The sequence below is a fragment of the Pseudomonas sp. 5Ae-yellow genome (assembly GCF_014077575.1).
GTDB lineage: Bacteria > Pseudomonadota > Gammaproteobacteria > Pseudomonadales > Pseudomonadaceae > Halopseudomonas > Halopseudomonas neustonica.
The window spans coordinates 37,454-62,933 of record NZ_JACGWE010000003.1; the positions used below are offsets into that span (position 1 = coordinate 37,454).

At 55.9% G+C, this 25,480-nt stretch carries 27 protein-coding genes; 6 read left to right on the top strand and 21 right to left on the bottom strand.

The genetic code is table 11. The annotated features are described in order from the left end of the window. Window positions 1–7: 7 nt before the first annotated feature. The 4 genes from fabD to H4J77_RS03180 all read right to left on the bottom strand — a co-directional run bounded on the left by fabD (window position 8) and on the right by H4J77_RS03180 (window position 2,780). Window positions 8–946: an ACP S-malonyltransferase gene (fabD, locus tag H4J77_RS03165; protein WP_123889831.1), complete on the bottom strand. Its 939-nt coding sequence runs from the start codon at window positions 944–946 to the stop codon at window positions 8–10. A 96-nt stretch (window positions 947–1,042) separates the two neighbouring features. Then, the gene (plsX, locus tag H4J77_RS03170) at window positions 1,043–2,053 is read right to left on the bottom strand and encodes a phosphate acyltransferase PlsX (protein ID WP_123889832.1); all 1,011 of its coding nucleotides are present in this window, start codon (window positions 2,051–2,053) and stop codon (window positions 1,043–1,045) included. A 3-nt stretch (window positions 2,054–2,056) separates the two neighbouring features. Continuing rightward, window positions 2,057–2,239: a 50S ribosomal protein L32 gene (rpmF, locus tag H4J77_RS03175; RefSeq protein WP_065335934.1), complete on the bottom strand. Its 183-nt coding sequence runs from the start codon at window positions 2,237–2,239 to the stop codon at window positions 2,057–2,059. A 19-nt stretch (window positions 2,240–2,258) separates the two neighbouring features. Then, window positions 2,259–2,780 (bottom strand): YceD family protein, encoded by a 522-nt coding sequence (locus H4J77_RS03180; RefSeq protein WP_123889833.1) that lies wholly within the window; start codon window positions 2,778–2,780, stop codon window positions 2,259–2,261. 133 nt (window positions 2,781–2,913) lie between these two features. Here H4J77_RS03180 and H4J77_RS03185 point away from each other — a divergent pair, with 133 nt between their 5' ends. Then, entirely contained in the window at window positions 2,914–3,492 is a 579-nt protein-coding gene (locus H4J77_RS03185) for a nucleoside triphosphate pyrophosphatase (RefSeq protein WP_123889834.1), read from the top strand. A gap of 13 nt (window positions 3,493–3,505) precedes the next feature. Here the strand turns inward: H4J77_RS03185 and sppA are convergent, their stop codons facing one another. Genes sppA through rluC form a run of 3 tightly spaced genes read right to left on the bottom strand, consistent with a single transcriptional unit; the run spans window position 3,506 to window position 6,151 of the window. Beyond that, the gene (sppA, locus tag H4J77_RS03190; protein ID WP_123889902.1) at window positions 3,506–4,474 is read right to left on the bottom strand and encodes a signal peptide peptidase SppA; all 969 of its coding nucleotides are present in this window, start codon (window positions 4,472–4,474) and stop codon (window positions 3,506–3,508) included. Window positions 4,475–4,503: 29 nt separating this feature from the next. After that, complete coding sequence (locus H4J77_RS03195) at window positions 4,504–5,196, bottom strand: HAD-IA family hydrolase (protein ID WP_182246980.1); 693 nt, start codon at window positions 5,194–5,196, stop codon at window positions 4,504–4,506. Beyond that, window positions 5,189–6,151: a 23S rRNA pseudouridine(955/2504/2580) synthase RluC gene (rluC, locus tag H4J77_RS03200; RefSeq protein WP_123889836.1), complete on the bottom strand. Its 963-nt coding sequence runs from the start codon at window positions 6,149–6,151 to the stop codon at window positions 5,189–5,191. The genes H4J77_RS03195 and rluC overlap by 8 nt, the downstream gene beginning before the upstream one ends. Before the next feature lie 709 nt (window positions 6,152–6,860). Here rluC and rne point away from each other — a divergent pair. Continuing rightward, window positions 6,861–10,115, top strand: coding sequence for a ribonuclease E (gene rne, locus H4J77_RS03205; protein WP_182246982.1), 3,255 nt, complete (start codon window positions 6,861–6,863; stop codon window positions 10,113–10,115). An 89-nt stretch (window positions 10,116–10,204) separates the two neighbouring features. On the opposite strand, the gene murB is transcribed toward rne, so the two are convergent. From murB to H4J77_RS03245, 8 genes are all read right to left on the bottom strand, one after another. Further along, entirely contained in the window at window positions 10,205–11,230 is a 1,026-nt protein-coding gene (gene murB, locus H4J77_RS03210) for a UDP-N-acetylmuramate dehydrogenase (RefSeq protein ID WP_123889838.1), read from the bottom strand. Beyond that, the gene (locus H4J77_RS03215; protein WP_123889839.1) at window positions 11,227–11,691 is read right to left on the bottom strand and encodes a low molecular weight protein-tyrosine-phosphatase; all 465 of its coding nucleotides are present in this window, start codon (window positions 11,689–11,691) and stop codon (window positions 11,227–11,229) included. Before H4J77_RS03215 ends, murB begins: the two co-directional genes overlap by 4 nt. Window positions 11,692–11,699: 8 nt before the next feature. Next, the gene (gene kdsB, locus H4J77_RS03220; RefSeq protein WP_123889840.1) at window positions 11,700–12,458 is read right to left on the bottom strand and encodes a 3-deoxy-manno-octulosonate cytidylyltransferase; all 759 of its coding nucleotides are present in this window, start codon (window positions 12,456–12,458) and stop codon (window positions 11,700–11,702) included. Window positions 12,459–12,461: 3 nt separating this feature from the next. Next, entirely contained in the window at window positions 12,462–12,647 is a 186-nt protein-coding gene (locus H4J77_RS03225; RefSeq protein WP_123889841.1) for a Trm112 family protein, read from the bottom strand. Window positions 12,648–12,650: 3 nt separating this feature from the next. Continuing rightward, window positions 12,651–13,682 (bottom strand): tetraacyldisaccharide 4'-kinase, encoded by a 1,032-nt coding sequence (gene lpxK / locus H4J77_RS03230; RefSeq protein ID WP_123889842.1) that lies wholly within the window; start codon window positions 13,680–13,682, stop codon window positions 12,651–12,653. Between the two features lie 124 nt (window positions 13,683–13,806). Continuing rightward, on the bottom strand, window positions 13,807–14,241 hold the full coding sequence (locus tag H4J77_RS03235) for a biopolymer transporter ExbD (RefSeq protein WP_123889843.1): 435 nt from the start codon (window positions 14,239–14,241) through the stop codon (window positions 13,807–13,809). A 2-nt stretch (window positions 14,242–14,243) separates the two neighbouring features. Beyond that, a complete protein-coding gene (locus H4J77_RS03240) occupies window positions 14,244–14,927 on the bottom strand; it encodes a MotA/TolQ/ExbB proton channel family protein (RefSeq protein ID WP_123889844.1) in 684 nt (227 codons plus the stop codon). 81 nt (window positions 14,928–15,008) lie between these two features. After that, complete coding sequence (locus tag H4J77_RS03245; protein WP_158611273.1) at window positions 15,009–17,258, bottom strand: DNA internalization-related competence protein ComEC/Rec2; 2,250 nt, start codon at window positions 17,256–17,258, stop codon at window positions 15,009–15,011. A gap of 95 nt (window positions 17,259–17,353) precedes the next feature. Between H4J77_RS03245 and H4J77_RS03250 the strand changes: the two genes are divergently transcribed. After that, on the top strand, window positions 17,354–17,878 hold the full coding sequence (locus H4J77_RS03250; protein ID WP_123889846.1) for a DUF2062 domain-containing protein: 525 nt from the start codon (window positions 17,354–17,356) through the stop codon (window positions 17,876–17,878). Here H4J77_RS03250 and lolD read toward each other — a convergent pair whose 3' ends face one another. After that, window positions 17,879–18,562, bottom strand: coding sequence for a lipoprotein-releasing ABC transporter ATP-binding protein LolD (lolD, locus tag H4J77_RS03255; protein WP_123889847.1), 684 nt, complete (start codon window positions 18,560–18,562; stop codon window positions 17,879–17,881). Further along, complete coding sequence (locus H4J77_RS03260; protein ID WP_123889848.1) at window positions 18,555–19,799, bottom strand: lipoprotein-releasing ABC transporter permease subunit; 1,245 nt, start codon at window positions 19,797–19,799, stop codon at window positions 18,555–18,557. Before H4J77_RS03260 ends, lolD begins: the two co-directional genes overlap by 8 nt. Before the next feature lie 110 nt (window positions 19,800–19,909). Between H4J77_RS03260 and H4J77_RS03265 the strand changes: the two genes are divergently transcribed. From H4J77_RS03265 to H4J77_RS03275, 3 genes are read left to right on the top strand one after another with little or no spacing between them, the layout of a single operon-like run. Next, a complete protein-coding gene (locus H4J77_RS03265; RefSeq protein ID WP_123889849.1) occupies window positions 19,910–20,485 on the top strand; it encodes a PilZ domain-containing protein in 576 nt (191 codons plus the stop codon). Then, window positions 20,482–20,778, top strand: coding sequence for a phosphodiesterase (locus H4J77_RS03270; RefSeq protein ID WP_123889850.1), 297 nt, complete (start codon window positions 20,482–20,484; stop codon window positions 20,776–20,778). Before H4J77_RS03265 ends, H4J77_RS03270 begins: the two co-directional genes overlap by 4 nt. Before the next feature lies 1 nt (window position 20,779). After that, window positions 20,780–21,511 (top strand): glycerophosphodiester phosphodiesterase, encoded by a 732-nt coding sequence (locus H4J77_RS03275; protein WP_235869728.1) that lies wholly within the window; start codon window positions 20,780–20,782, stop codon window positions 21,509–21,511. Window positions 21,512–21,525: 14 nt separating this feature from the next. Here H4J77_RS03275 and sthA read toward each other — a convergent pair whose 3' ends face one another. The 4 genes from sthA to nqrF form a co-directional block, all read right to left on the bottom strand. Further along, window positions 21,526–22,923 carry a Si-specific NAD(P)(+) transhydrogenase gene (sthA, locus tag H4J77_RS03280; RefSeq protein ID WP_123889851.1) on the bottom strand — a complete coding sequence of 466 codons (1,398 nt, stop codon included), beginning with the start codon at window positions 22,921–22,923 and terminating at the stop codon, window positions 21,526–21,528. Window positions 22,924–22,978: 55 nt separating this feature from the next. After that, window positions 22,979–23,221 carry a (Na+)-NQR maturation NqrM gene (gene nqrM / locus H4J77_RS03285; protein ID WP_123889852.1) on the bottom strand — a complete coding sequence of 81 codons (243 nt, stop codon included), beginning with the start codon at window positions 23,219–23,221 and terminating at the stop codon, window positions 22,979–22,981. Between the two features lie 3 nt (window positions 23,222–23,224). After that, the gene (locus H4J77_RS03290) at window positions 23,225–24,142 is read right to left on the bottom strand and encodes an FAD:protein FMN transferase (RefSeq protein WP_235869729.1); all 918 of its coding nucleotides are present in this window, start codon (window positions 24,140–24,142) and stop codon (window positions 23,225–23,227) included. 106 nt (window positions 24,143–24,248) lie between these two features. Continuing rightward, the gene (nqrF, locus tag H4J77_RS03295; protein WP_177412339.1) at window positions 24,249–25,475 is read right to left on the bottom strand and encodes an NADH:ubiquinone reductase (Na(+)-transporting) subunit F; all 1,227 of its coding nucleotides are present in this window, start codon (window positions 25,473–25,475) and stop codon (window positions 24,249–24,251) included. Window positions 25,476–25,480 lie beyond the last annotated feature (5 nt).

Here is a 25,480-nt window from a genome sequence, read left to right on the forward strand (position 1 = left end):
GAATTCCTTATGCGAATTGTTCGCTAAACGCAGCGAAGCTCGCGACGCTATCCAAACTGTGATTATTGACCGCCTTGCTGCAGCGTTTGTTCAATCCACCAAGCACTTTACCCGGGCCGCACTCAACCAAGTCGGTGACACCCTGCTCGGCCATGTAAATTACGGACTCGACCCAGCGCACTGGACTGTAAAGCTGCTCAACCAACAGCTGGCGCAAGTCCGCAACATCAGCAGCCGGACGCGCAGTCACATTCTGCACCAGGGTAATACCTGGCTTCTGCCACTGCAGCGCAGCAAAATCGACCGACAACTGTTCTGCAGCAGGCTGCATCAGGGCGCAATGCGAGGGAACACTGACCGGTAACGCGATAGCGCGCTTGGCACCAGCATCTTTACAGGCGTCAATTGCACGCGCCACGGCGTCAGTCTCACCGGCAATAACGACCTGACCAGGCGCGTTAAAATTAACCGCACTCACCACCTGCCCCTGGGAAGCCGCAGCACAAAGCTCGATGATCTGCTCATCCCCAAGCCCCAAGATAGCAGCCATCGCGCCCTGACCTTCAGGCACAGCCTGCTGCATCAACTGACCACGACGCTCTACCAGACGAACCGCATCCGCGAAGGAAAGCACCTCTGCCGCAACCAGCGCCGAGTATTCACCCAGGCTGTGCCCGGCAACGAAGGCGGGACGTACAGAGCTGCTTTGACACCACAGACGCCATAGCGCCACCGAGGCAGTCAGGATGGCGGGCTGGGTACGATCAGTACGATTCAAGTCAGCTTCCGGACCATTCTGACTTAGCGCCCAAAGATCATAACCAAGGGCATCAGACGCCTCAGCGAAGGTTTCCTTGATGACTGCGTGCTGCTCGGCTAGCTCGCCGAGCATGCCGACCGCTTGCGAACCCTGCCCGGGAAAGACAAAGCCAAGGGAGTTAGTCATACCGTTTTCCTGTTATCCAATGAATGAGGAGAGTCTATACACATGAGTGTGACAATGCAGTTTGGATGCACCAAGGGGCGACCAGGTCACAGGCACTCAACGCGCCCCCTGCAGCCGCTGGGCGATACGCGCGGGCAAATCGGCCTCACAGGCTTTGACCGCCCTACCGATAGCGGCCAGCATGGCCTGCTCACCCGCACCACCATGACTTTTGATTACCACGCCACGCAGACCCAGCAAACTGGCGCCGTTATGCCGACTAGGATCGTTGCGCTGACGCATAGCACTGAGCGACCGTCTCACCCACGGCGAAACCCAGCGCAACAACCGGCTAGCCTCAATGGCATCGCGCATTTCCGCCTGCAGGTAGCCTGCTACGCCTTCGCTAGCCTTGAGCAAGACATTGCCCACAAACCCATCGCAAACCACTACGTCCGCTTCACCACGAAACAAACCATCGCCTTCGACATGCCCAACATAATTGAGCTGCTCACTGGCTGCCAACAAGACTGCAACAGCGCGCACTTCACGCGCACCTTTGTTGACCTCCTGGCCGATATTCAATAACCCAACCCGCGGATTAGGATTGCCGGTCAACTCGGCCGCCGCCGCCGATCCCATCAATGCAAATTCAAACAACTGCTCTGCTGAGCAATCCACATTGGCCCCCAGGTCGAGCACATGGCAATCATGCCCTGCTACCGGCAAGGCAGCCATAATCGCCGGCCGCTGCACGCCTTCGAGCATACCGAGCACAGAGCGAGCCAACACCATCAGCGCACCGGTATTGCCGGCACTGAGACAACCATCAGCCTGCCCGTCACGCACCAGCTCCAGCGCGACGCGCATTGAGGCATCAGGCTTGCCTCGCAATAACTGCGCAGGCAGATCATCCGCCAGCACCTGCTCAGAGGCCGGAACCACAGTAACTCGGTCAGCCGAATAGCGGGCAGCAGCAAGCAGCGGCGTAATAATATCCGCAGAACCGACAAGAATAAGATGCAGCGAGGGAAATAGCGCGAGACTACGGATTGCAGCGGGGATAATGCAACGGGGACCGAAGTCCCCGCCCATCACATCAATCGCGAGACGGATTGACGTGGACAAAACTTATTCGTCGTTGTCCTTGTTTACAACCTGACGACCACGGTAGAAACCGTCAGGAGAAACGTGGTGACGAAGATGGGTTTCGCCAGTGGTCTTGTCTACAGACAAGGCAGCGGAGGACAACGCATCGTGTGAACGACGCATGCCGCGTGCGGAACGGGACTTTTTGTTCTGCTGAACAGCCATGACTAATAAGCTCCTAAGCTCAGGTATCGCGTTTTAACTTGGCCAGCACGCTGAAAGGATTAGGCTTCTCAGACTTTTCCTCCGGCTCCGCCGTCTCAGGGCGATACCCTGGCGGATGCTGACATGTGTCCTGCGGGTGCATCGGAACTGCAGGCAAAGCCAGAAGCAGTTCGTCTTCGATCAAAGAAATCAGATCGAGCGGTTCTTCACCCACAATAACCGGTTCATAAAGACGGGGCAGCTGTTTGGCAGCCTCATCCGTTTCGACAAAACCTACATCACACTCACTATCGAGCGGTATTACAACCTGCTCGAGACAACGCTGACAGATCAACGGTGCATTGGTCTGGTAGTGACCATGCATGGTGCCGATCCCCTGCTCATCGCGTGCGAACTGCAGTTTAACCTGCACATCGTCTGCGGGAGCAGCCAGCAATGCCGCCAAACGCTGCATGCTGTCCGCTTTCACCACGCCTTCAAGGGTGATTTGGCGATCAGCAAGCCGTGCTGGCTCGACGTATGAGGGTATGGTTCCAGACATAAGCGCGCAATTCTAGGGACCAGAGCAGCATCTGTCAAAACTATTTACAGGCAAAGCATAACAGTTCGTCGGACTCGCCAGCCATATCCGACCATAGGTAAGATGCGCCGAACGCAAAACCGGAGAATAACCCATGCTGCCTTTGATCCTGGCCTCTAGCTCAATCTACCGCAAAGCGCTGCTGGAGCGGCTTAATCTGGCCTTCCAGAGCGCATCACCCGAGATAGATGAAAGCCCACTTTCAGGCGAGCAACCAGAGCAACTAACGCAACGCCTGGCACTAACAAAAGCCAAAGCCCTGCAAACGCGATTCCCGCAGCATCTGATAATCGGGTCCGACCAGGTTGTCTTGCTGGACGGAAAACCGGTAAGCAAACCCGGCAACCATGCCGAAGCGCAGCAACAACTCCAGCGCAGCAGCGGCAAAACCCTGACATTCTCGACCGCACTTTGCCTACTCAATAGCGCGAACGACCAACACCAGCTAACTGTAGAGCCCTACTCAGTCACCTTTCGCGAACTAACCGACGAACAGATTGAGCGCTACCTGCAAACCGAGAAACCATACGATTGCGCTGGCAGCTTCAAGTCAGAAGGGTATGGCATCAGCCTGATCGAGCGCATGCAAGGCGATGACCCTAACAGCCTTATCGGACTACCATTAATTCGTCTTTGCCAGATGCTAGCCCAGGAAGGCATTCACCTACCCTGAGCCAACCTGACCACTAGCGTAGAGCGGGACCAGAGAAACCCAGCTCGGTTGCAAACGCTGCACCCATACTGGCACCCAGTTGACGCGTAAACCGGGTAAAGGGCGATTCCTGGTGAGTAAAATCAACCAACTCCTCAACCCCAATCACATCGCGCGCCACTGCGGAGGTACTGGAAAGGCCGTCAATCAAGCCCAGATCGAGCGCCTGCTCGCCAGACCAGACCAAGCCACTGAACATATCCGGCGTCTCTTTCAAGCGATCGCCGCGCCCTGCTTTAACCTGATCAATGAACTGCTGGTGAGTAGTATCCAGTACCGTCTGCCAGAATTGACGCTCCTCCGGCTTTTCCGGCTGAAAGGGATCAAGGAACGCCTTGTGCTCACCTGACGTGTAGGTGCGTCGCTCGACACCCAGCTTCTCCATAGTACCCACAAAGCCGAAGCTGGCTGCGGTCACACCAATAGAGCCAACCAGACTGGCCTTGTCGGCATAAATCTCATCTGCCGCCGCGGCAATATAATAGGCACCCGAAGCGCCCAAATCGGTAATCACCGCGTAGAGCTTGATATCCGGATGCAGCGCACGCAGGCGCTTGATTTCGTCGTAGACATAGCCCGACTGCACCGGACTACCGCCCGGACTGTTAATGCGCAACACAACACCCTTGGTATTGGCGTCTTCAAACGCGTCACGCAGCGCACTAATCAGATTGTCGGCACTGGCCTCCTCCTGATCAGCAATCACACCGCGTAATTCCACAACGGCAGTATGCGGACCACCCACGCTGGATGACTCCATCTTGGCCAACGGCGAAAACAGCATGATAGCGCCGAACAGATAGGTGAATGTGAGCACTTTGAAGAAGATCCCCCAGCGGCGCGAACGACGCTGCTCCTGCAATGAGGCTTGCAGCGTTTTGTCCAGCAACTGCCAGGCTTTTTTGTCTTCGGCTGCCTGCGCCCGCGTTTCTTTGGAAACCATATCACCCTCGGTCCATTGGTCATTGCTCATCAAGCTTTCCCCATCGCGATTGTTCGGCCGTCGCGGCCAGGCTCACCCAACCAGCTAGCCAGCTCGGTAAATTCATCTATACAGTGCGCAGGAGCGCAGCACTGCAATTGCTCACGCGACTGCGCACCATAAGTTACCGCCACAGCGCGCATACCTGCGTTCGTCGCCATATCAAGATCAAAAGAGCTATCACCCACCATAATGGCCGTTGCAGCAGAACCGCCAAGCTCCTGCAAAATCTGCTGCAACATCAAAGGATGAGGCTTGCTCGCCGCTTCATCAGCACAACGGGTAGCATCGAAGTAGCCGAGTAAATCATGCTGCTTTAGCATGCGATCCAAGCCGCTACGTCCCTTACCCGTCGCCACAGCGAGGCGATAGCCATCAGCGCGCCAGCGATCAAGTGCAGCCAAAACACCAGGAAACAACTCTACCGGCAGCGCGTCCAGACTCCGATACTGCGTACGATAACTATCAACCAAGGCATGCAGGCGCCGCACATCAGGCTCTTGCGGGTACAAGGCCGCTGCAGCCTCAGGCAACCCCAGACCAATAATATTGCGAACCGCAGCAACGTCAGGCACCGGCAACGCCACCTCTCTTGCCGCTGCGCGCATTGCCGCAACAATATGCCCAACGGAGTCGGAGAGCGTGCCATCCCAGTCAAAAATAAGGGTATCGATATCAGGCATTACGCAAACGCCCCAACGCGTCATCCCACATCTTGCCAGGTAGCGCCTCCACGCTTAGCTCTTGCCCATCAGCCATCACTACCTGCAGCGACCGCGCATGCAAAAACAATCGTTTGCCGCCGAGATCACGCAATTCACGGGAAAAGTCATCGTCGCCGTACTTGGGGTCGCCGGCAATAGGATGCCCGGCATGCTTGGCATGGACCCGAATCTGGTGGGTACGCCCGGTGATAGGCTGAGCCTCCACCAGCGTCGCATAGTCACCAAAGCGCTCCAGTACACGAAACTCTGTCAGGCTCTCCTTGCCCTCGACATTGACCTCAACCATGCGCTCACCCGAACGCAGATTGCTCTTCTGCAATGGCGCATGCACCTTCCTGGTTGAAGCAGGCCAGCGCCCACGCACCAAGGCCTCGTAACGCTTGATCACACCCTTACCCTTTCCCTCACCGCGCAATTCTGCGTGCAAGTGGCGCAACACACTGCGCTTTTTGGCGATCATCAAGCAGCCCGAGGTATCACGATCCAACCGATGCACTAACTCGATTTGCGGACAATCAGGGCGCAACTGCCGCATAGCCTCGATCACACCGAAATTAAGACCACTCCCGCCATGCACAGCCAAACCAGCGGGCTTGTTTACAATAATCAAACCCTTATCCTCAAACAAAACGCTCGCCTCCAGCGCATTAAGAATGCCCTGGCCAACCAACACTGGCTCGTTTGGTGCAGGCAAACGCACCGGAGGGATACGCAGGGTGTCGCCCGCCTGCAAGCGGTAGTCAGGCTTGATCCGGCCCTTGTTAACGCGCACCTCACCCTTACGCAAAATACGGTAGATCAGGGTTTTGGGCGCACCCTTGAGGCGCGTGATCAGATAGTTATCAATACGCTGCCCGGCTTGGTCAGCGCTAATCTGATCAAACTGGACCTGGACAGGAAGTTCGGAAGGCATGTTTTTCATCCCCGCATGATACATTTTTTCATTCAATTGAAGCACTTAAAAAATGCTGCTATAGTCCAGCGAGCTGCCGCGTTTGCAGCCGGGGAGTCCAGCCCATATCAAAGCTGCCGAGCCCCAGAAACAAAGCCATACGGTCTCCGCCAACCAACGAAAACGAATGATCGGCGCGACTTATGATTGCAACACTGCCTGCTAATTTAGGCATGCAGAAAATTAACCCGCTCGCGGACAACACGCTGAGCGGCACCCGATTCAAATGGGTAAGTGTTTAGGTGGAGATGCACAGCATCAGGATAATGTAACGAGCGCTGACACTTGCCATTCAATGTGTCCCCGTTACCAGTCCAGCTGATTCCTCCCTAAGGGCGCCTTGTAGCAACATCCGGTCAGTACGCGAAGCCGGCCATTGCGCTGATCCGCATAACCTGCGTTGACAGCCCACGGTCGCCATCCGGCAGCATAAAAAAGCCTGCCGCCGTAGCCAATCCCTTGTTGTCGCAAGCCTGCCCCAAAGCAGTTTCTCTGTGTAGAAGTAACAGATTGAACTGTCGTTGACGTTGCCAACCAGCAGCAATGCGATGTGAACTCTGCACCCGGGTAGATGTTACCCAGGCCAGAAACACACCTGACACCGAACGCATGGATCGTGGGTGCCGCACAACGTGATATCCGTATAGCCCTGGAATCACAACGGTACTTCATGAAAAGAATGCTAATTAACGCAACTCAACCCGAAGAGTTGCGTGTCGCCCTGGTAGACGGCCAGCGCCTGTATGACCTCGACATCGAATCGGGTGCACGAGAGCAGAAAAAAGCCAATATTTACAAAGGCCGCATCACCCGCGTTGAACCTAGCCTGGAAGCCGCTTTCGTCGACTTCGGCTCAGATCGCCACGGCTTCCTCCCCCTCAAAGAGATCTCCCGCGAATACTTCTCCAAGCAGGTTGAAGGTCGCGTCAACATCAAGGACGTTCTCAAAGAAGGCCAGGAAGTTATTGTCCAGGTCGATAAAGAAGAGCGTGGCAATAAAGGTGCAGCACTGACTACCTTTATCAGTCTGGCTGGTCGCTATCTGGTATTGATGCCAAACAACCCTCGTGCTGGCGGTATCTCACGTCGCATTGAAGGCGAAGAACGCAATGAACTGCGTGAAGCCCTCAACAGCCTGAACGTACCGGCCGACATGGGCATGATCGTACGTACCGCTGGCCTGGGCCGCAGCGCAGAAGAATTGCAGTGGGATCTGGACTATCTGCTGCAACTCTGGGAAGCCGTTAAAGGCGCCTCCTCAGAGCGCAGCGCCCCCTTCCTGATCTATCAAGAAAGCAACGTCATCATCCGCGCCATTCGTGATTACCTGCGCCAGGATATCGGCGAAGTACTGATCGACAGCGAAAGCGTGAAGGAAGAGGCACTCAACTTCATCAGCCAGGTGATGCCGCAGTACGCGAGCAAGGTCAAACTCTACGAAGATACCGTACCGCTGTTCAATCGCTTTCAGATCGAGAGCCAGATTGAGACTGCATTTGAGCGTGAAGTTAAACTGCCGTCCGGCGGTTCAATTGTTATTGACCACACTGAAGCACTGGTTTCCGTCGACATCAACTCTGCCCGTGCAACCAAGGGCGGCGATATTGAAGAAACTGCACTGCAGACCAACCTTGAAGCTGCAGAAGAAGTTGCCCGTCAGTTGCGTCTGCGCGACATCGGCGGCCTGATCGTTATCGACTTCATCGACATGAGCCCTGCGAAAAACCAGCGCGCTGTCGAAGAGCGCGTACGCGAAAGTCTTGAAGCTGATCGCGCCCGCGTACAGGTCGGTCGTATTTCCCGCTTCGGTCTGCTGGAAATGTCTCGTCAGCGCCTACGCCCCTCACTAGGCGAAACCAGCGGTATTGTCTGCCCGCGCTGTAATGGTCGCGGCACCATCCGTGACGTTGAGTCACTATCCCTCTCCGTGCTACGCCTGATCGAAGAAGAGGCACTGAAAGAACGTACCGCCGAAGTACGAGCGCATGTACCTGTCGCTGTCGCCACCTTCCTGCTGAATGAAAAGCGCGAAGCCCTGGCCAAGACTGAAGCACGCACCAAGATACGCATCCTGATTCTGCCCACTCCGCACATGGATACGCCGCACTTTGAAGTTCAGCGCCTGCGCGACGACCACGAGTCAGTGCTGAACCAGGAAAGCAGCTTCACCATGAGCAGTGAAGTGGAAGTTGAGGAGCCGACGCCTGTTAGCCAGACACGTGCCATCGTTCGTCAGGAAGCAGCTGTCAAAGCCCTCTCCCCCACCCGTCCGGCACCTACTCCTGCGGCAACACCAGCGCCAGTGGAAGCGGTACAGGCTGCACAACCCAACCTGTTCAAAGGTTTGATCAAATCACTGGTTGGCCTGTTCGCTAACGAAGAGAGCAACAGCGCACCAGTTAAAGAAACCGAACAGGAAGAGACGCCCAAACGCCCTAGCCGCGACAACAGCAAGCGCAATAGCGATGAGCGCCGCAACAGCCGCAATCGCCGTCAGCGTGGCGACCGCAATGAGCGTGGCAACCGTCCTGAGCGTGCCGAAGGCGAGCGTAAGCAGGCGCCACGAAATGAGCCAGTAACAGAAGCGCCAGTCGAAAAGCCCGCTGAAAAGCCCGCCGAGAGCCGCCCAGCACAAGCTTCTAGCGGTTCACGTCGCCGCCGTCGCCCAGCCGACGCTGAACAGCGTGCGCCACGTGATGACGAAAACCAGGCACGCCAGCAGACCCGCGAACGTCGTCCAGCACAACACCAGGACGATCAGCAGCAGGCCGAAGAGACTAGCCTGAACGCTACTGCAACAGAGAACGAAAATCAGGAGCAAGGTAGCGAGGGTAATGATTCCGAGCGTCCAAAGCGTCGTTCACGCAGCAGTCAGCGTCGTCGCAACAACCGCCGCCGCCCACAGCAGGACGCCACTGCTGACGACGCCAGCGAAAACGCTGCTAACGCAGACGCTTCTAATACTGATACTCAAGACGCAGAAAAGACCGCCGTGGCCGCATCGGTTAGCAGCACCGCGACTGCAGTCGTCACTGAAGCAGCGGCTGCACCCACCGCGCCTGCGATTGAAGCCGACACTGAAAGCGATGCGATTACTGACGTCAAAACGCCAGTAGAAGCAGGCTTGAGCGAAGCTGCAAGCAAGGTAGAAGCCTCTATGGAAACCGCGGTCGAAGCCTTTAGCCAGGCACAGCCGACCGAGAAAGCCAGCGATGACACCTCTGATGACAGCAACGCCGAAGCCAGCGAGCCAGCTCCAAGTCCTCGTCCACGCCGTCAGCGCCAGGAACGGAAAAAGCCGGCTAACACCGAAGCTCAAGCCGAAAACGTCGAGTCTGCAACGCAGCAAGACGAACCCGTCAGCGAGCCACCGGTAGAAGCCAAGGCAGAACCAAAGGTGGAAGTGGAAGAGACCGTCGCTGTAGAAGAGCCCGCGCCCGTCGCCAAACCAGTCGAAGCAGAACCGGTTGCCGTTGAAAGCACTCCCAAGGTGCAAGACAACATTCCTGCTCTGACCGAAAGCGGACGCGCTTATAACGATCCACGTGAGATTCGTCGCCGTCAACTGGAAGCCAAGCGTCTAGCTGAAGAAGCCGCTCAGCAACCACAAGCGCCGAGCGAGCCAGCACCTGCAGAGCAGGCCGAAGCCAAACCGGAAGCACCCGCTGTTGAAGCCAAGAGCGAAGAGGTAGCCACCCCAGCGGCAGCGCCAGAACCAAGCGCGCAATCCACTGAGGCCGAGCCAACGCCCGCAGCAGAGACCGAGAAAGCTGAAGCCGCAGCAAAACCGCAGCTGAAGCAGGCCGACATGCTTGAATCCTCACAGCCTGAAACCAAGACTGAAACTGAAACTGAAAGTGCCAGTGAAGTCGAAGCTGAAAGCGCAGTGAAAGCCGAGCAGGAAGACGACAGCCACAAGTCGTAAATCCGGCAGCAATAAAAAAGGGATGCTTCGGCATCCCTTTTTTTATCCAAATGGTGGGTTAATTTGACACTCGAAGCTAAAGACTAAACCTACGGTTGGCCCAGTAACGGCGGCTCTTGCTCCAGGCTAACGCCAAACCGTTGCTGAACATCGCCAGCCACATCGGCCGCAAGCGCCAGAATGTCGGCCCCTCTCGCCATACCATAGTTGACCAAAACCAGTGCCTGCGCCGCATGCACGCCGACATCACCCTGCCGAAAACCCTTCCACCCCGCCTGCTCTATCAACCAGCCAGCCGCTAGCTTGCATAGCCCGTCAGCTTGCGGAAAGTGCGGCATGCCCGGAAAACGCAACAGCAGCGCATCAGCGGCCGCCTGCGGGACCAACGGGTTCTTGAAAAAACTACCCGCATTAGGCAGTACCTTGGGGTCCGGCAACTTGCTGCGCCGAATCGTACAAACCAACTCACTCACTACCCGCGGATCGGGAAAGCGTAACCCGGTTGCCTGCCAGGCGGCCGCCAGGGGCGCGTAGGCGATATTTATCTGCGGCCGGGAAAATAGACGGAAGCGTACTCGCAAGATGATGTAACGCCCGGGAGAGCGCTTAAAATGACTGTCACGATAGGAGAACTCACTGTCTTCGAGCGAAAAGTATTTAACCTCTCCAGTCTGGCGATCAAGTGCATCGAGACTGTGAAAGACATCTTTTACCTCAACCCCATAAGCGCCAATATTTTGCACCGGCGCCGCACCCACAGTGCCAGGGATCAAGGAGAGATTTTCCAAACCGCTTAACCCCAAATCGAGCGACCAGGATACAAAGTCATGCCAGTTTTCGCCAGCAGCAGCCTCTATCACCACCGCCTGCGAAGAACGCGACAGCACACGCCGTCCACGGCTGCGCATGAGTAGCACTAAGCCTGCGACCGGGCCCGCCAACACCAGGTTGCTGCCGCCACCCAGTAAGGTAACCGGCCAGTCGTGTTCGCCTGCCAGCGCCAAAGCCTCCTGCAACTGGCGATCATCTTCGACTACGAGCAAGCGCTCTGCGCGTTCGCTCACAGCCAGCGTATTGTAGGCACGCAAGTCAACATTGGACTCAAGCGCAATCAACGGCGTACCTGCTGATCCAACAGTGCGTCGGCTGCGGCTTCCAGCATATCCAGCACCTGCTCAAAACCATCATCACCACCAAAATAGGGATCAGGTACTTCCTGCGCCAACTCCGGGGCATAACTCATGAACAAACGTATTTTGTCATGTGCCGTCACAGGAGCCCTAGCCAGCAAATTCTGCAGATTGCTGTTATCCATCGCCAGCACGAGATCAAATTCGTTGAAATCGCTATCACGTACGGCCCGCGCGCGCTGACTGGAGAGATCATAGCCACGCTTTCGCGCAGCAGCGCTAGCCCGCCTGTCTGGCGGCTCGCCTTCGTGGTAGCCACCCGTACCCGCAGAATCCACTACAAACTGCTGCTGTAACCCACGCTCTTTCAGGCGAGCTTCAAATACGGCTTGCGCGCTGGGCGAGCGACAGATATTGCCCAGACAAACAAAGAGAACTCGAGTCATCTGGCTTTTCATGATTGCCCCAACAAGGCCCTAACCCGCTCCAGATCAGCCTGGGTATCCACCCCGGCCGGCAATGGCTCACAGGCATCGGCAACATGAATTCGAGTACCGAACCAAAGTGCACGAAGCTGCTCCAACGACTCCGCCTTTTCCAGCGGACTGGCAGGCCAGGTCACGTAATCATGCAGAAAGCCGACCTTGTAGGCATAAATACCGATATGGCGACGAAAGGGAATATCAGCGGGAAGCGACGCGGGCCCGTCAGCAAAGGCATCACGGCACCAGGGCATTGGGGCACGACTGAAGTACAGTGCAAATCCGCGTTGATCGCAGACAACCTTCACCGCATTTGGATTGAATAACGACTCGCTGTCTTCGATCGGCTCGCACAGCGTCGCAATACCCGCCTCGGCTGAGGCAATCAGGTTAGCGGCAACCTGATCAATCACCGCTGGGGGGATCATCGGCTCATCTCCCTGCACATTGACGACACAGGCGTCCGACGGCAATCCCAGCAGGCTGACTACCTCCTGCAAGCGATCTGTGCCCGAGGGATGATCTTCGCGCGTGAGCACGACCTCTGCGCCAAAGGCTTTGCAAGCCTCAACAATCCGCGGATCGTCGGTAGCAACGGTAACCGAGACGGCAGCACTTTTACGCGCCTGCTCCCATACATGTTGCACCATAGGTTTACCGGCGATCAGCTGCAGCGGCTTACCAGGCAACCGGGTCGAAGCGTATCGGGCAGGAATAATGACGTGGAACATGTATCAGCGATCCAGTTTTTCGTCGGCATCAAGCGCGCGCGCTTCTGTCTCCAGCATCACTGGAATCCCCTCACGGATCGGATAAGCCAAACCATCGGCGCGGCACCATAGCTCCGTTTTTTCAGCATTAAGCACCAGCGGGCCTTTGCAAATAGGGCAAGCTAGTACATCTAATAGTTTGGGATCCATGAATTACTCCTGAGGTGACGTGGGCGAAAGAGACACAGGGGGCAACAAGGCGATCAAGGCGTCTGCGAAAGCGTCGCTCATATCGGCATCGACACTCAGATACCACCAGTTGCCTTGCGCCAGGTTGCGGCATTTAACTGCATCCTTCTCGGTCATTATGACCGTTTTACCGGGCGGTAGATCGCCCAGCAACTCAACTGAATAGCTGGCGTGGTCAGCAAAGACGCGAGTCTCATAAGCAAACCCACAGTTATCCAGCGTACGAAAAAAACGTTGCGGGTTACCAATACCCGCCAAGGCAACTACCTCTCGATCACCCTGCCATAACTTCAGCGGTACAGCGTCACCACTGAGCAGGTTAACCAGGGTAGTGGGTCGCAGATGCATCGCGTACCGGCCGCCCTGATCTGCGGGCGCGCCGTTACTCACAATCAGGTCCACGCTATCCAGGCGCTCTGGAGGCTCGCGTAAGGGGCCCTCCGGCAGGCAACGGCCATTCCCGAGTCCGCGCTCTGCGTCCAACATAACCAGCTCAACGCTTCGCCCCAGCGCATAATGCTGCAGGCCATCATCGCTGATGATCACATCTACAGGCTCGTGTGCGAGTAAAGCGCGGGCCGCAGCAGACCGGTCAGGATCGATAAACACGGGAACGTGAACACGCTGGGCAATCAAGAGTGGCTCGTCGCCAGAGTGAGCAGCCTCACCTGCCGGGTCGACTTGCCAAGGATAGTGCGGTGGTTGTCCGCCATAGCCGCGACTTACCACACCCACTCGATACCCACGGCTGAGTAAAAAGCTGACAATCCAGAGCACCATTGGCGTCTTGCCAGTACCACCCAGGGTAATATTGCCCACTACGATCAGCGGCACCGGAGGTGACCACTGACTGCGCTCGCCGTAAAGATAGCGCTCTCGACGACGACGGACCAAGTAGGTGTAGAGCGCGGAGAGCGGACGCAGCAAAACCAACCAAGATTGCTTGCCGTACCAGGCGCGCAAAAGGCCCTGTTCCAGACTTTGCTGCCAGCTCATTACCGCTGCGCCAATGACTGAAACCGCGAGAGCAGCAAGGTGGATCGCATCTCAACCGGTCCGCACTCGGCTAACAGCGCAATGCACCATGAAGCAGTAGCTGCAGCTGCGAAGAAGAAGCCATTCACTGCTGCTCGCCCGCTCCGATTTCGCTGGTGGTCAGACGCAAGCGGCTGAAACCAAGCTGACCTGCTGCATCCATTGCGGTAATAACGTACTGGTGAGGTGTTTGTGCATCAGCAGTAATCACCACGGGCAACATATTGTCACCACCTGACTCCTTCTGCAGGGCCGCCTTCAGGTTGCTCAGGTTGGAATTAAGCAACGCCTTCTCATTCAGCGCCATTTCTCCGGTGGCAGAGATAGTGAGTTCGAGCTGCTGAATATTGCGATTTTCTACTCGCTCGCCGGATGCCGCCTGCGGCAGATCCAGCTTCAGCTGCGTTTCACGGGTGAAGGTAGTCGACACCATGAAGAAAATAAGCAGCAGAAAGACCACGTCAATCAACGGCGTCAGGTTAACACTGACCTCTTCCGTTCTCTGGCGGCGAAAGTTCACGATCAGGCCCCCTTGCCAGCCGCGGCAGGCTTGGGCTTCGGCTTGGCAGAAGCGCTATCCTTGCCACCGTTGAACTCAACATCGCGATTACCCTGCACCACCTCTACCAGCTTGGTCGCTTCCTGCTCCATGGCGATAACCAGCTCATCCACCCGGCGCACAAAAAAGCGATGGAAAAATACAGCGGGGATAGCGACAGTCAAACCCGCGGCAGTGGTGATCAGTGCCTTGGAAATACCGCCGGCTAGTACGCCGGTATTGCCGGTGCCTTGCACCATGATCGCACTGAACACGTCGATCATGCCGATCACCGTACCCAAAAGCCCAAGGAGCGGCGTAATCGCAGCAATGGTGCCTAGGGTATTAAGATAGCGTTCCAGTTCGTGCACGACCTTGCCGGCCGCTTCCTGGATACACTCCTTCATGATTTCACGCCCATGCCGTGAGTTAGCCAGACCGGCAGCAAGTATTTCGCCCAAGGGTGAGTCAGCTCTCAGGGTTTTCAACTTGACCGCATCCAACTGACCATCCTTGACCCAGCGCCACACCTGCCCGAGCAGATTTACCGGAGCAACACGACTACTGCGCAGTGCCCACAGACGCTCAATAACAATAGCCACAGCAATTACCGAAGACAGAATGATCGGCAGCATCAGCCAGCCACCGGAACTGATCAATTCCCACACAAGCGATCCCTCCCCTAAAATGGTTGTTTACTCTAGCACAGACAATCCGCTGAAACGCCCTGTTCCAGTGCTCTCTGCACCTTATTGTTCATGCCAGAAACGCCGTTCTTGCTGACGCCAGCGCCAGCTCAAACCAGGCTCGGCATTCGCCTTCAGCGTAAAACGAATGGCTCCGGAGGCGGCAGTATAAACCGGTTCGACTGACAGTTCCCGGTATCGTGCCACAACCTTTGCGTGCGGGTGACCATAACGGTTATTTGCACCTGCACTGAACACCACCCACTGCGGCGCTACCCGTCGAATAAAAGCATAGGAGGAGGAGCTGATACTACCGTGATGCGGAGCCAGAAGGAGGCTTGCAGGGGCCAGCTTTTCAAGCAGCGAATACTCTACCGACTGACCTATATCACCGGGCAACAAGGCGCCATTTGAGCCGGCCGCTAGCTGCAGAACACAGGATCGATCATTAGCCTGCGATCCATCAGCCCCCAGCGGCGTCAACGTGAAATCGATACCATCCCACTGCCAATGCTGCACGGCGCAAAGCTCTGCATTGAGTTGATCCGGCAGACGTTCCGGCTCACCGCTCACCACACGATCAACCGGAATGCGGCGGGCGACGGCCAGCGCACCGCCAGCATGATCGTTGTCGGCATGGCTGAGCAGCAACATATCCAGGCGCTTTACACCACTGGCCTGAAGTGCAGGAGCCACCACTGCCTCACCCAAGTCAAAGCCGCTGGACAGGCGCGCGCCGGCGTCGTAAAGCAAGTCGTGCTGCGCAGTTTGCACATGCACTGCAAGCCCCTGACCAACATCCAGCACAGTAACCCAGACCTCGCCCCTGGGCGGCCGCTCAAACAACGGGCAGAGTAAAGGCAGAAAGCAGACTAAGGCGGGGAGCCAAAGCAAACGTACCAGAGGACTCAGAAGTAGCAGCACGCCAAGCAGGGTAGTCACCCAGGCCAGCCAACCCGGATTGGCAAAATGCAGCAACGGGCTGTACCCGGAGATCCACTGCAATACTGAAAACAGCCACCCCAGTGCAATCGCGGACCACTGCAATAACAGCGGCCAATGGAAAGCCACCTCAAACAATGCCCCCAACAATGCTGCTGGCAACACCAGCAGGCTGATACAGGGGATTGCGACCAGGTTGACGATAAAGGCAGAGGCGCTGCTGGGCATACCCCACAGCAGTAACCACGGCCACAAGCCTAAATAGACCAACCACTGCGCGCGGCCCCAGCGAGCCCATATGCCACGCTGCGCCAACCTGCCACCCAGGCCGAATATCAGCAAGCCTACCGCAACAAAGGACAACCAGAAGCCCGCACGCAAGGGGGCCGCCGGATTAAGCATAACCACCGTTACCAGCGCCGCGAGCCAAATCAGAACTGCGCTGGGTCGGCGCTGAGACAGTTGCGTCAGCGACACCAGGGCGCACATCAATAGCGCACGCTGAACCGGAACGGCAAAACCGGCAAGCCAAGCATAGACGCCAGCCGCCATCAGGGCTAACGGTACCGACAGCCAAAGCTGGGGCCATGGCCAGTTAAAGTGCCCCCAACTCAGTAGCTGCCTTGTAAGCCAGAACACGGTCAAGGCCAGAATGCCGACATGCAAGCCGGAGATGACCATCAGATGGCTGGTACCTGTCGCCTGCAACACCTCCCAGTCGGCCTTCGCCAGACTGCCTTTATCTCCCAGTAGCAACGCAAGCAGACGCTGACCTTGAGGGACAGGCTCCAGCGCCTGAGCAAAACGCGAGCGCAAGTGATCACGCCAAGGTGCGGTAGACGGCGCTGACAATCGCTCACCGCCCCGCACACTGCCCAAGCCACCGGTGCCAGAGGCGTAAAGCCAGGCTTCGTAATCAAAGGTACCGGGGTTGCTCATCCCGCGAGGACGTCGCAGGCGAACTTCAAAGCGCCACAACTCTCCAGCGGCCAACGGCTGACCCGCCCACCAGTGCATACGTAGATCGGGCAAAGCGTCTGCAGTATCAATCGCCCTAACGCCTTCCAGCCGGAAGCGCCAGCCGGTTGCGGTTTGTTCCGGCAACGACGCAATACGCCCCTCCACAACCAGGGTCTCGCCGTCATACGAGGGTGCAAGCCGTTGCGCAAGCGCCTGATGGTGAAAGAGTAGAGCCCAGCAAAAACCTAAAAGAAGCAATGCGCAATAACGCCCAACCAGGCTGACGCGCCATACACAAAAGGCACAAAGGATTAGTAGTGGCGCCAACCACCAAGGCGGCAGCTGGGCAAAACCTAGCGGTAGTAACAAGCCGACAAACAAGCTTGCCAGCAGAAGGCGCAGATCAGTCAAGCAAACATCCTGTAATCGACTATGCTGCCAGACAGTAGTCCCCGTCCGACATTCCATGCATAATTGGCGCACGCCACAGTAGCCGAAACCCTGAGATGCCTCGCCGTCTATTCAAACGCCTGATGCCCCATCCAGATAGGATCAAGGGCAGCAAGTCCCTGCGATTCATGGGCAACCTGCTGCACGATCCGAATCTCTGGCACCTCAACCGCCATAGCGTCGCGCGGGCAATGGCAGTCGGCCTCTTTGTGGCGCTAATACCGATTCCACTGCAAATGCTCCTGGCGGCCGCTATAGCCGTTCTAGCGCGTTCCAACCTGCCCATCTCCATCAGCCTGGTTTGGCTGACTAACCCGGTCACCATGCCCCCCATTTTCTACGCGCAATACAAAGTCGGCACGCTGCTTCTGGGCGCACCGGAGCGCATCATGCCGATGGAGTTATCGGTCAACTGGTTAATGGCTGAGTTACACCATATCTGGCAGCCGCTACTGCTGGGATCATTGCTGGTGGCCAGCATCGTAGCCGCACTGGGCTATTGCCTGACCATGTTGTATTGGCGATGGTGGGTGTCACGCAACTGGCAACGGCGCAAAATGCGACGCCGTCACCAGTCTTGATCAAGGCTGCTCGCAGAGCTGCCCTTTCTTCAGCGTAAAAATACGATCCATCTGACCTGCCAGGGCCAAATCGTGGGTAACCACCAGGAAGGCGGTGCGCAGTGTTTGACTGAGTTCCAGCATGAGCTGCTGAATACTTTCCGCGGTATGCTGATCCAGGTTACCGGTCGGCTCGTCCAACAGGACACAGGCGGGCTCGTTGATCAGAGCTCGCGCAATAGCGACCCGCTGACGCTCACCACCGGATAATTCCGCTGGCTTGTGCGTGACCCTTTCAGCCAAACCAACACGCTCCAGCATCGCCTGCGCCCGCTTGCGAGCTTGCGCAATGGGTGTCTTGCCAATCAGCAAGGGCATACACACGTTTTCCAGAGCGCTGAACTCGGCCAACAGATGATGGAATTGGTAAACAAAGCCAAGATCTGCATTTCGCAGTCGACCACGCTGGGTTTCCTGCATGGCAGACAGCTGCTGCCCAGCCAACCACACCTCGCCTTCGCTTGGCGTATCCAGACCACCCAACATATTTAGCAGGGTCGTTTTACCCGAGCCAGAACTGCCGACGATGGCAATACGCTCGCCACGATGCAAAGAAAAATGCACCTGATCCAGCACCCGCAGACGCTGCGGGCCAACGGCGTATTCCTTACTCAGGTTACGACACTCAAGAACGACATCAGTCATAACGCAGGGCCTCCGCTGGCTCGGTTCGCGATGCCCGCCAGGCGGGATAAAGGGTGGCCAGGAAGCTCAGGCTGAGTGCCGCACCACAGATAATCAAAACATCACTCCAGATTAGCTCCGAAGGCAGGTAACTGATGAAGTAAACATCGGAGCTGAGGAACTGAATGCCCAGGGTATGCTCAAGCCAGGCAACGCCCTGCGATACATTCAAGGCAGCAAGTACCCCCAGTACACAACCACTCAGCGTGCCAACCACCCCGATTACCGAGCCCTGAACCATGAAAATACCCATGATCGACAGGCGCGTAGCACCCAGGGTGCGCAGAATAGCGATATCTGCCTTCTTGTCGGTTACCACCATCACCAGGGTGGAGATAATATTGAATGCCGCTACCGCAACAATCAGCATGAGTAACAGACCAATCATGGTCTTCTCCATCTTGATCGCTGCAAACAGGTTGCCGTGCGTACGAGTCCAGTCCTGCGCGTAATAGTCGCCCGGTAGCTGAGAGACCAGATCCCAGGCAACCCTGGGGGCCTCAAACAGGTTATCCAGTTTGATACGTACACCCTGTACTTGTCCCGGCTGCCAACGATTCAGCTTGGCTGCATCATCCAGGTTGATCATCGCCAGCGAGCTATCCAGCTCGGCGCCGACCTTGAATACACCGGCCACGGTGAAGCGCTTCAAACGCGGGAAAACACCGGCTGGCGTGACCGAGGCTTCGGGAAGTACGAACGTCAGCTTATCCCCGACCTCGACATTGAATCGCTTGGCAATCAGCTCGCCGATCACGATGCCAAAATCCCCGGCAGTCAGGTTATCCAGTGAGCCGCTCTGCATATGGTTTTCGATAATGGAAACCGTTTTCTCCGCCTCCGGCTCGACCCCGGTGACCAGCACAGGGGCTACACTGCCATCGTGCGTCAGCATGCCCTGCAGCTGAATAAAGGGCGCGGTCGCGACTACCTTTGGGTTAGCAATCAACTTGTCCGACAACGACTGCCAATCACTGATCGGCTGGTAGCCGTTGATGGTTGCGTGCGGCACCATGCCGAGAATGCGCGTCCGCAGTTCTCGATCAAAGCCGTTCATCACCGACAGAACCAAAATCATGACCATTACGCCGAGGGTAAGACCCAGCATGGAAATCAGTGATATGAAGGAGATAAAGTGGTTACGGCGCTTGGCCCGCGTGTAGCGCAATCCAATAAAAAAGGGTAAGGGTCTGAACATGAAAAGCAGGTTACCTTATAAGCCGGGCTCAGCCGGTGAATTTTGAGCGACATGTTACACTGAACTGCAGCCATTGGTCAGCGCTGGTGCGGCGCCAAACGAGATAAGCCATGCAAACAGACAATGAAGATAAGCGTGAGTTCTTTCGCATCCAAGATCAGATGGTACTGGATTTCAAACCAATCGATGGGCCTGATGCGGACTTGGGCAGTCAACATGGCGTGCTCTTTGATCTACTCACTGAGATGCACTTGCTCGACTACGAATCGCAACATCTGTTGCGGCAGATTTCTGAGCGTGACCGGGCACTGGCCCAGTATCTCAAGATCATCAACAAACGCATGGATCTACTTGGCAAAACCCTTGCTATAGAGCTCTCTGGCGACTTCGGTGAGCCAATGGACGTCACTATCAGCGAGGGAGGCCTGTCATTCGAGTCGAGCGAAGCATACCCCGTCGACTCCTGGCTTGCCTTGCGTATGATTCTGCTGCCCGCGCCTTTAGGGCTTGCCCTGCCGGTCCGCGTCTTGCGCTGTGACCGTAACGACAGGAACGAAGGTTGGACCCTGGCAGTCAACTTCGATGTACTCACCGACGCACAACGACAGTTGCTGGCAAGGCACATATTGCAAAAACAGGCGCAGGAAATACGCGCAGCCAAATCGACCGAAAGGAATTCAGAATGAAAAGCCTCGCTTATACCCTGCTATTGCTTAGCAGCACCCTGACCATCACAACGCTACACGCAGACACCCTGCGCATTCCGGTAGGCGAACAGAACAGCACTCAGGCCAGCCCCCTACCGCAGCGTGGAGCCACCTTTGACGCTGTCAGACGCGGCTGGGGTGAACCTGTAACCCGCCACGCAGCCGTCGGCCAGCCGCCAATTACCCGCTGGGACTACAACGGCTTTAGCGTCTATTTCGAATACAGCAAGGTTATTGATAGCGTACGTCAGCATTCAGCAAAGGCGCCCTGATTTGAAACCACTGATATATGGGCATCGCGGTGCACGCGGCGAAGCTCCGGAAAATACCCTGCCCAGCTTTCAGAAAGCACTCGACACCGGCGTGACCCGCGTAGAGCTTGATCTGCACCTGTCCGCAGACCAGCAACTAATGGTGATTCATGACCCGACCCTGAAACGCACCACCGGCCGACGGGGCAAAGTAGCTCAGCACAATGCAGCAGACCTGATGCAGATGGATGCGCGACGGGCCATCCCCGGTTGGGCAGAAAGCTGCCCTATACCCAGTCTTGATCAGCTATTCAGTCGCTTTCCGCAGATGCAGCATTATCAACTGGAAGTTAAGAGCGGTTCCGTGCGGCAGTCACGTATTGTTCTGGCAGCGGTAAAGGAACTGGTCGAGCGCTATCAGTTGCAGGATAAGGTGGTCATCACCTCCAGCAGCCGAACACTATTGAAATACGCCAAAGCATCGGGCTTTAACCTGCCTACCGGCCTGGTAGAAGAGTACGCATTACTCAATCCCGTAAAAGCCGCCAAGCGTTATGGCTGCAGCCACCTTATTCTGAACTGGAAATTATGCACAGCCGAACGCGTCGAGCGAGCACAGCAGGCTGGACTGCATGTGTCAGTGTGGACGGTAAATGAAGAAGCGAAAATGCTGAAACTCGCCGACATGGGAGTCGACAGCATTATTACCGACTACCCAGCCCGGGCGACCAGGTTGTTTGAACGTAGCGCCTGAGGCCAGGCGCTAGATCAGAACAGCCGATTGAGGCCGTCCAAGGCAGCTACCCGATAGGCTTCAGCCATGGTCGGGTAGTTGAAGGTGGTATTAACAAAGTAGTTGATGCTGTTGGCTTCGCCCTTCTGGCTCATGATTGCCTGACCAATGTGCACAATCTCTGATGCCTGGTCGCCAAAACAGTGAATACCTAACACCTCCAGCGTGTCTCTATTGAAGAGAATCTTCAGCATACCTACTGGCTCACCACTGATCTGGGCGCGCGCCATACTCTTGAAAAAGGCCTGACCAATTTCGTAGGGTACTTTCTCCGCCGTTAACTCTTGTTCAGTTTTGCCCAAAGAGCTGATTTCCGGGATGGTATAAATCCCAGTAGGCACATCATCAACAAAACGCCATGCATCGTTGCTGACAATATTGCCGGCAGCAGAGCGACCCTGGTCAAAAGCCGCACTCGCCAAGCTGGGCCAGCCGATAACATCACCAACCGCGTAAATATTAGGTACTGCCGTACGGTAGTTCTCGTCAACACTAAGCTGGCCACGACCATTTGGATGTAGACCGATATTCTCAAGACCCAGGCTGTCGGTGTTGCCGGTACGACCGTTACACCAGAGCAACGCATCAGCTTTGAGCTTTTTGCCAGACTTGAGGTGTAACACCACACCCCGGTTATCGGTGCCTTCTATTTTTTCGTATTCTTCGTTATGCCTAATCAGCACGCTGCTGTTACGCAGGTGATAACTCAATGCATCGGATATCTCGTCATCCAGAAAGCTAAGTAGCCGCTCACGGTTGTCGATCAAATCCACCTTTACACCCAAACCGCAAAAAATCGACGCGTATTCGCAGCCAATAACCCCTGCCCCATAGATGATCAGGGTACGAGGAGTGTGGTTCAAGCGCAGAATGGTATCGCTATCATAGATACGTGGATGACCAAAGTTTACGTCGGCGGGACGATAAGGGCGTGAGCCAGTGGCGACAATAACCTCTTTGGCGATCAGCTTTTCTACTACACCGGTGTTGTTGACCAGTTCGATTGTATGCTCATCGGCAAAGCTACCCTTACCGAAGAATACGTCCACTCGGTTGCGCGCGTAATAGCTGGTGCGCGATGCAACCTGCTTGGCCATGACTTTTTCCGCACTTTTCAACACATCCGGAAAGGGGAACCAGCGGGGATCGCCAATCGCGCGAAACATGGGATTGGTGTTGAACTGAATGATCTGCTTGACCGAATAACGCAACGCTTTTGACGGGATAGTGCCCAGGTGAGTGCAATTACCACCAACTTCCTTGCGCTCTTCCACAACGGCCACTTTACGACCGTGCTTGGCTGCATTCATCGCAGCCCCTTCACCCGCAGGGCCTGAGCCCAGCACCACTACATCGTAGTTATATACAGCCATTCATTCAGTTCCTTGTATCACGCGTAAAGAGGATGCCACAGACAGCAAACCGACCCTAGTCGACCTTGGTGGCATCTCGGGCAAGGTCAAACTCCTGGCTGCGCGGTTCTACACCGGCATTGACGGTCGACTCTTCGCACTTGGTGACATCACCACCACAAATACCACAGGACTTATCCAAGCCAGTAGCACCTATACCACCGCAGGAACCAGCGATCGGCTTTCGACCCATCATCACGCCAACGGCCATACCGGCAACAATCAGCAGCATCAAGGGAAACACCAGAAGCCAAACCATGGTTTACTCCTCGCTCTTTGCAAGAGCATTAAATTGAGGAGTGCCTTTGGACACAAAAGCCTCCCCTTTGCGAATGACGAAAAACGCCGGAATTTCATGCGCAACAGCATAATCCCAGCCAGTATCCTCGCCCATGATCATCAGTAGCGTCGACAGACCATCTGCCTCAGCCGCCGATTCATCAAGGACCGTGACCGCAGCGAGTTTATGCATAACCGGGTGCCCGGAACGGGCATCAAAAGTATGTGAAAACCGCTGACCATTCACTTCATAATAGTTGCGATAATCACCCGAGGTGGAAACGCCTTCGCCATCCAGCGCCAGAATCATCTGCGCGACACGCTCATCATCTCGCGGCTCTTCGATGGCAATGCGCCAAGGGCGATTACCAGGCTTATGGCCTGCGGCCTTTAGCTCACCCGTTATTTCCACCATATAATTGGTGACATCGTAGGTCGCCAGACGTTCCACGACACGATCAACCATGTAACCGGCGCCGACGCTGCTAATGTCTAGCGTAAGCGCGACGTCCTTACAGAGTTGATTGTTTGCGTCTATGTGCAGGTGCTGCTGACCGACCTCCGCCATTACTTGCTGCAAATGCTCGGGATCAGGAACCTGGTGTTGTTCGCCACCATGGAATCCCCAGAGCTTAAGCAATGGTGCCACCGTAATATCGAAGGAGCCCTCACTGTCGCTGTAGAGATGATCGGACAAGCGGACCATATCCAATACCGACTCTGGCATTGGCATGCAGGTATTAGCTGCAGCCGCATTGAACCGAGCCAGGTCCGAATCGTGGCGCCAGTTTGATGCCTCGCTATCAAAGCGAGCAAACATAGCTTCGATCTCTTCCTGAAGCACTTCGGGTTCGGGCGACTGTTCTGACGGAACCCACTTGATCGAATAGGTGCTACCCATGGTAGCGCCGTACATCTCGGAAACCGGGTCAACAGAATTGAAACAGCCCGTTAGGGCTGTTGCCAGAGCAACAGCTATAACGGGCCAGGTAACGCAACGGGGCATATTAACCGCCAAAGTCATCAAGCAGAATATTCTCAGGTTCAACACCCAGATCCTGCAGCATTTTGACCACGGATGCGTTCATCATAGGCGGCCCACACATATAGAACTCGCAGTCTTCCGGAGCGGGGTGCTCCTTCAGATAGTTCTCAAGCAATACATTGTGAATGAAGCCCGTAGGACCGTCCCAGTTGTCTTCCGGCAAGGGATCAGACAGCGCCAAATGCCACTCGAAATTCGGGTTGGCTTCAGCCAGCTGGTCATACTCATCAACGTAGAAAGCCTCACGCAAGGAGCGCGCGCCGTACCAGAATGAGATCTTGCGGGTGGAATGCAGACGTTTGAGCTGATCAAAAATGTGCGAGCGCATAGGCGCCATACCCGCGCCACCACCGATGAAGACCATCTCTGCATCGGTATCCTTGGCAAAAAACTCACCGAAGGGTCCATACACAGTGACCTTATCGCCAGGCTTAAGGCTAAAGACCCAGGAAGACATCTGACCCGGTGGCAAATCGTCACGACCAGGGGGCGGTGACGCCACACGGATGTTGAATTTAACCAGACCGCGCTCTTCCGGATAGTTAGCCATCGAGTAGGCACGAATAACCGTTTCATCAACCTTTGAAACATAGCGCCAAAGATCAAACTTGTCCCAGTCACCGCGGAATTCCGGCTGAATATCGAAATCCTTGTAGTTCACGGTGTGCGGTGGGCACTCCAGCTGTACATAGCCACCGGCGCGGAAGTCGACGTTTTCACCCTCGGGCAGCTTCAGCGTTAGCTCTTTGATGAAAGTCGCGACGTTGGGATTTGACTCGACCGTACACTCCCATTTCTTAACGCCAAATACCTCTTCAGGCACTTCGATCTTCATATCCTGCTTGACCGGAGTCTGGCAGGACAGGCGCCACCCTTCCTTGGCTTCGCGCTTGGTAAAGTGCGACTCCTCAGTAGGCAACATCTCACCGCCGCCGCTTTCGACGATACATTTGCACTGGGCACATGTACCGCCGCCGCCACAGGCGGACGACAGGAAAATACCATTGGCAGACAGGGTGTTCAGCAGTTTCGAGCCAGCCGCCACAGTCACTGTACGCTCACCATTAACCTCAATGGTGACGTCGCCACTGCTTACCAGCTTGGAACGAGCAATCAGAATGACGGCAACCAGCGACAACACGATGGCTGTAAACATCCCGACGCCCAGAAAAATTTCCATGTTCATCAGTTACA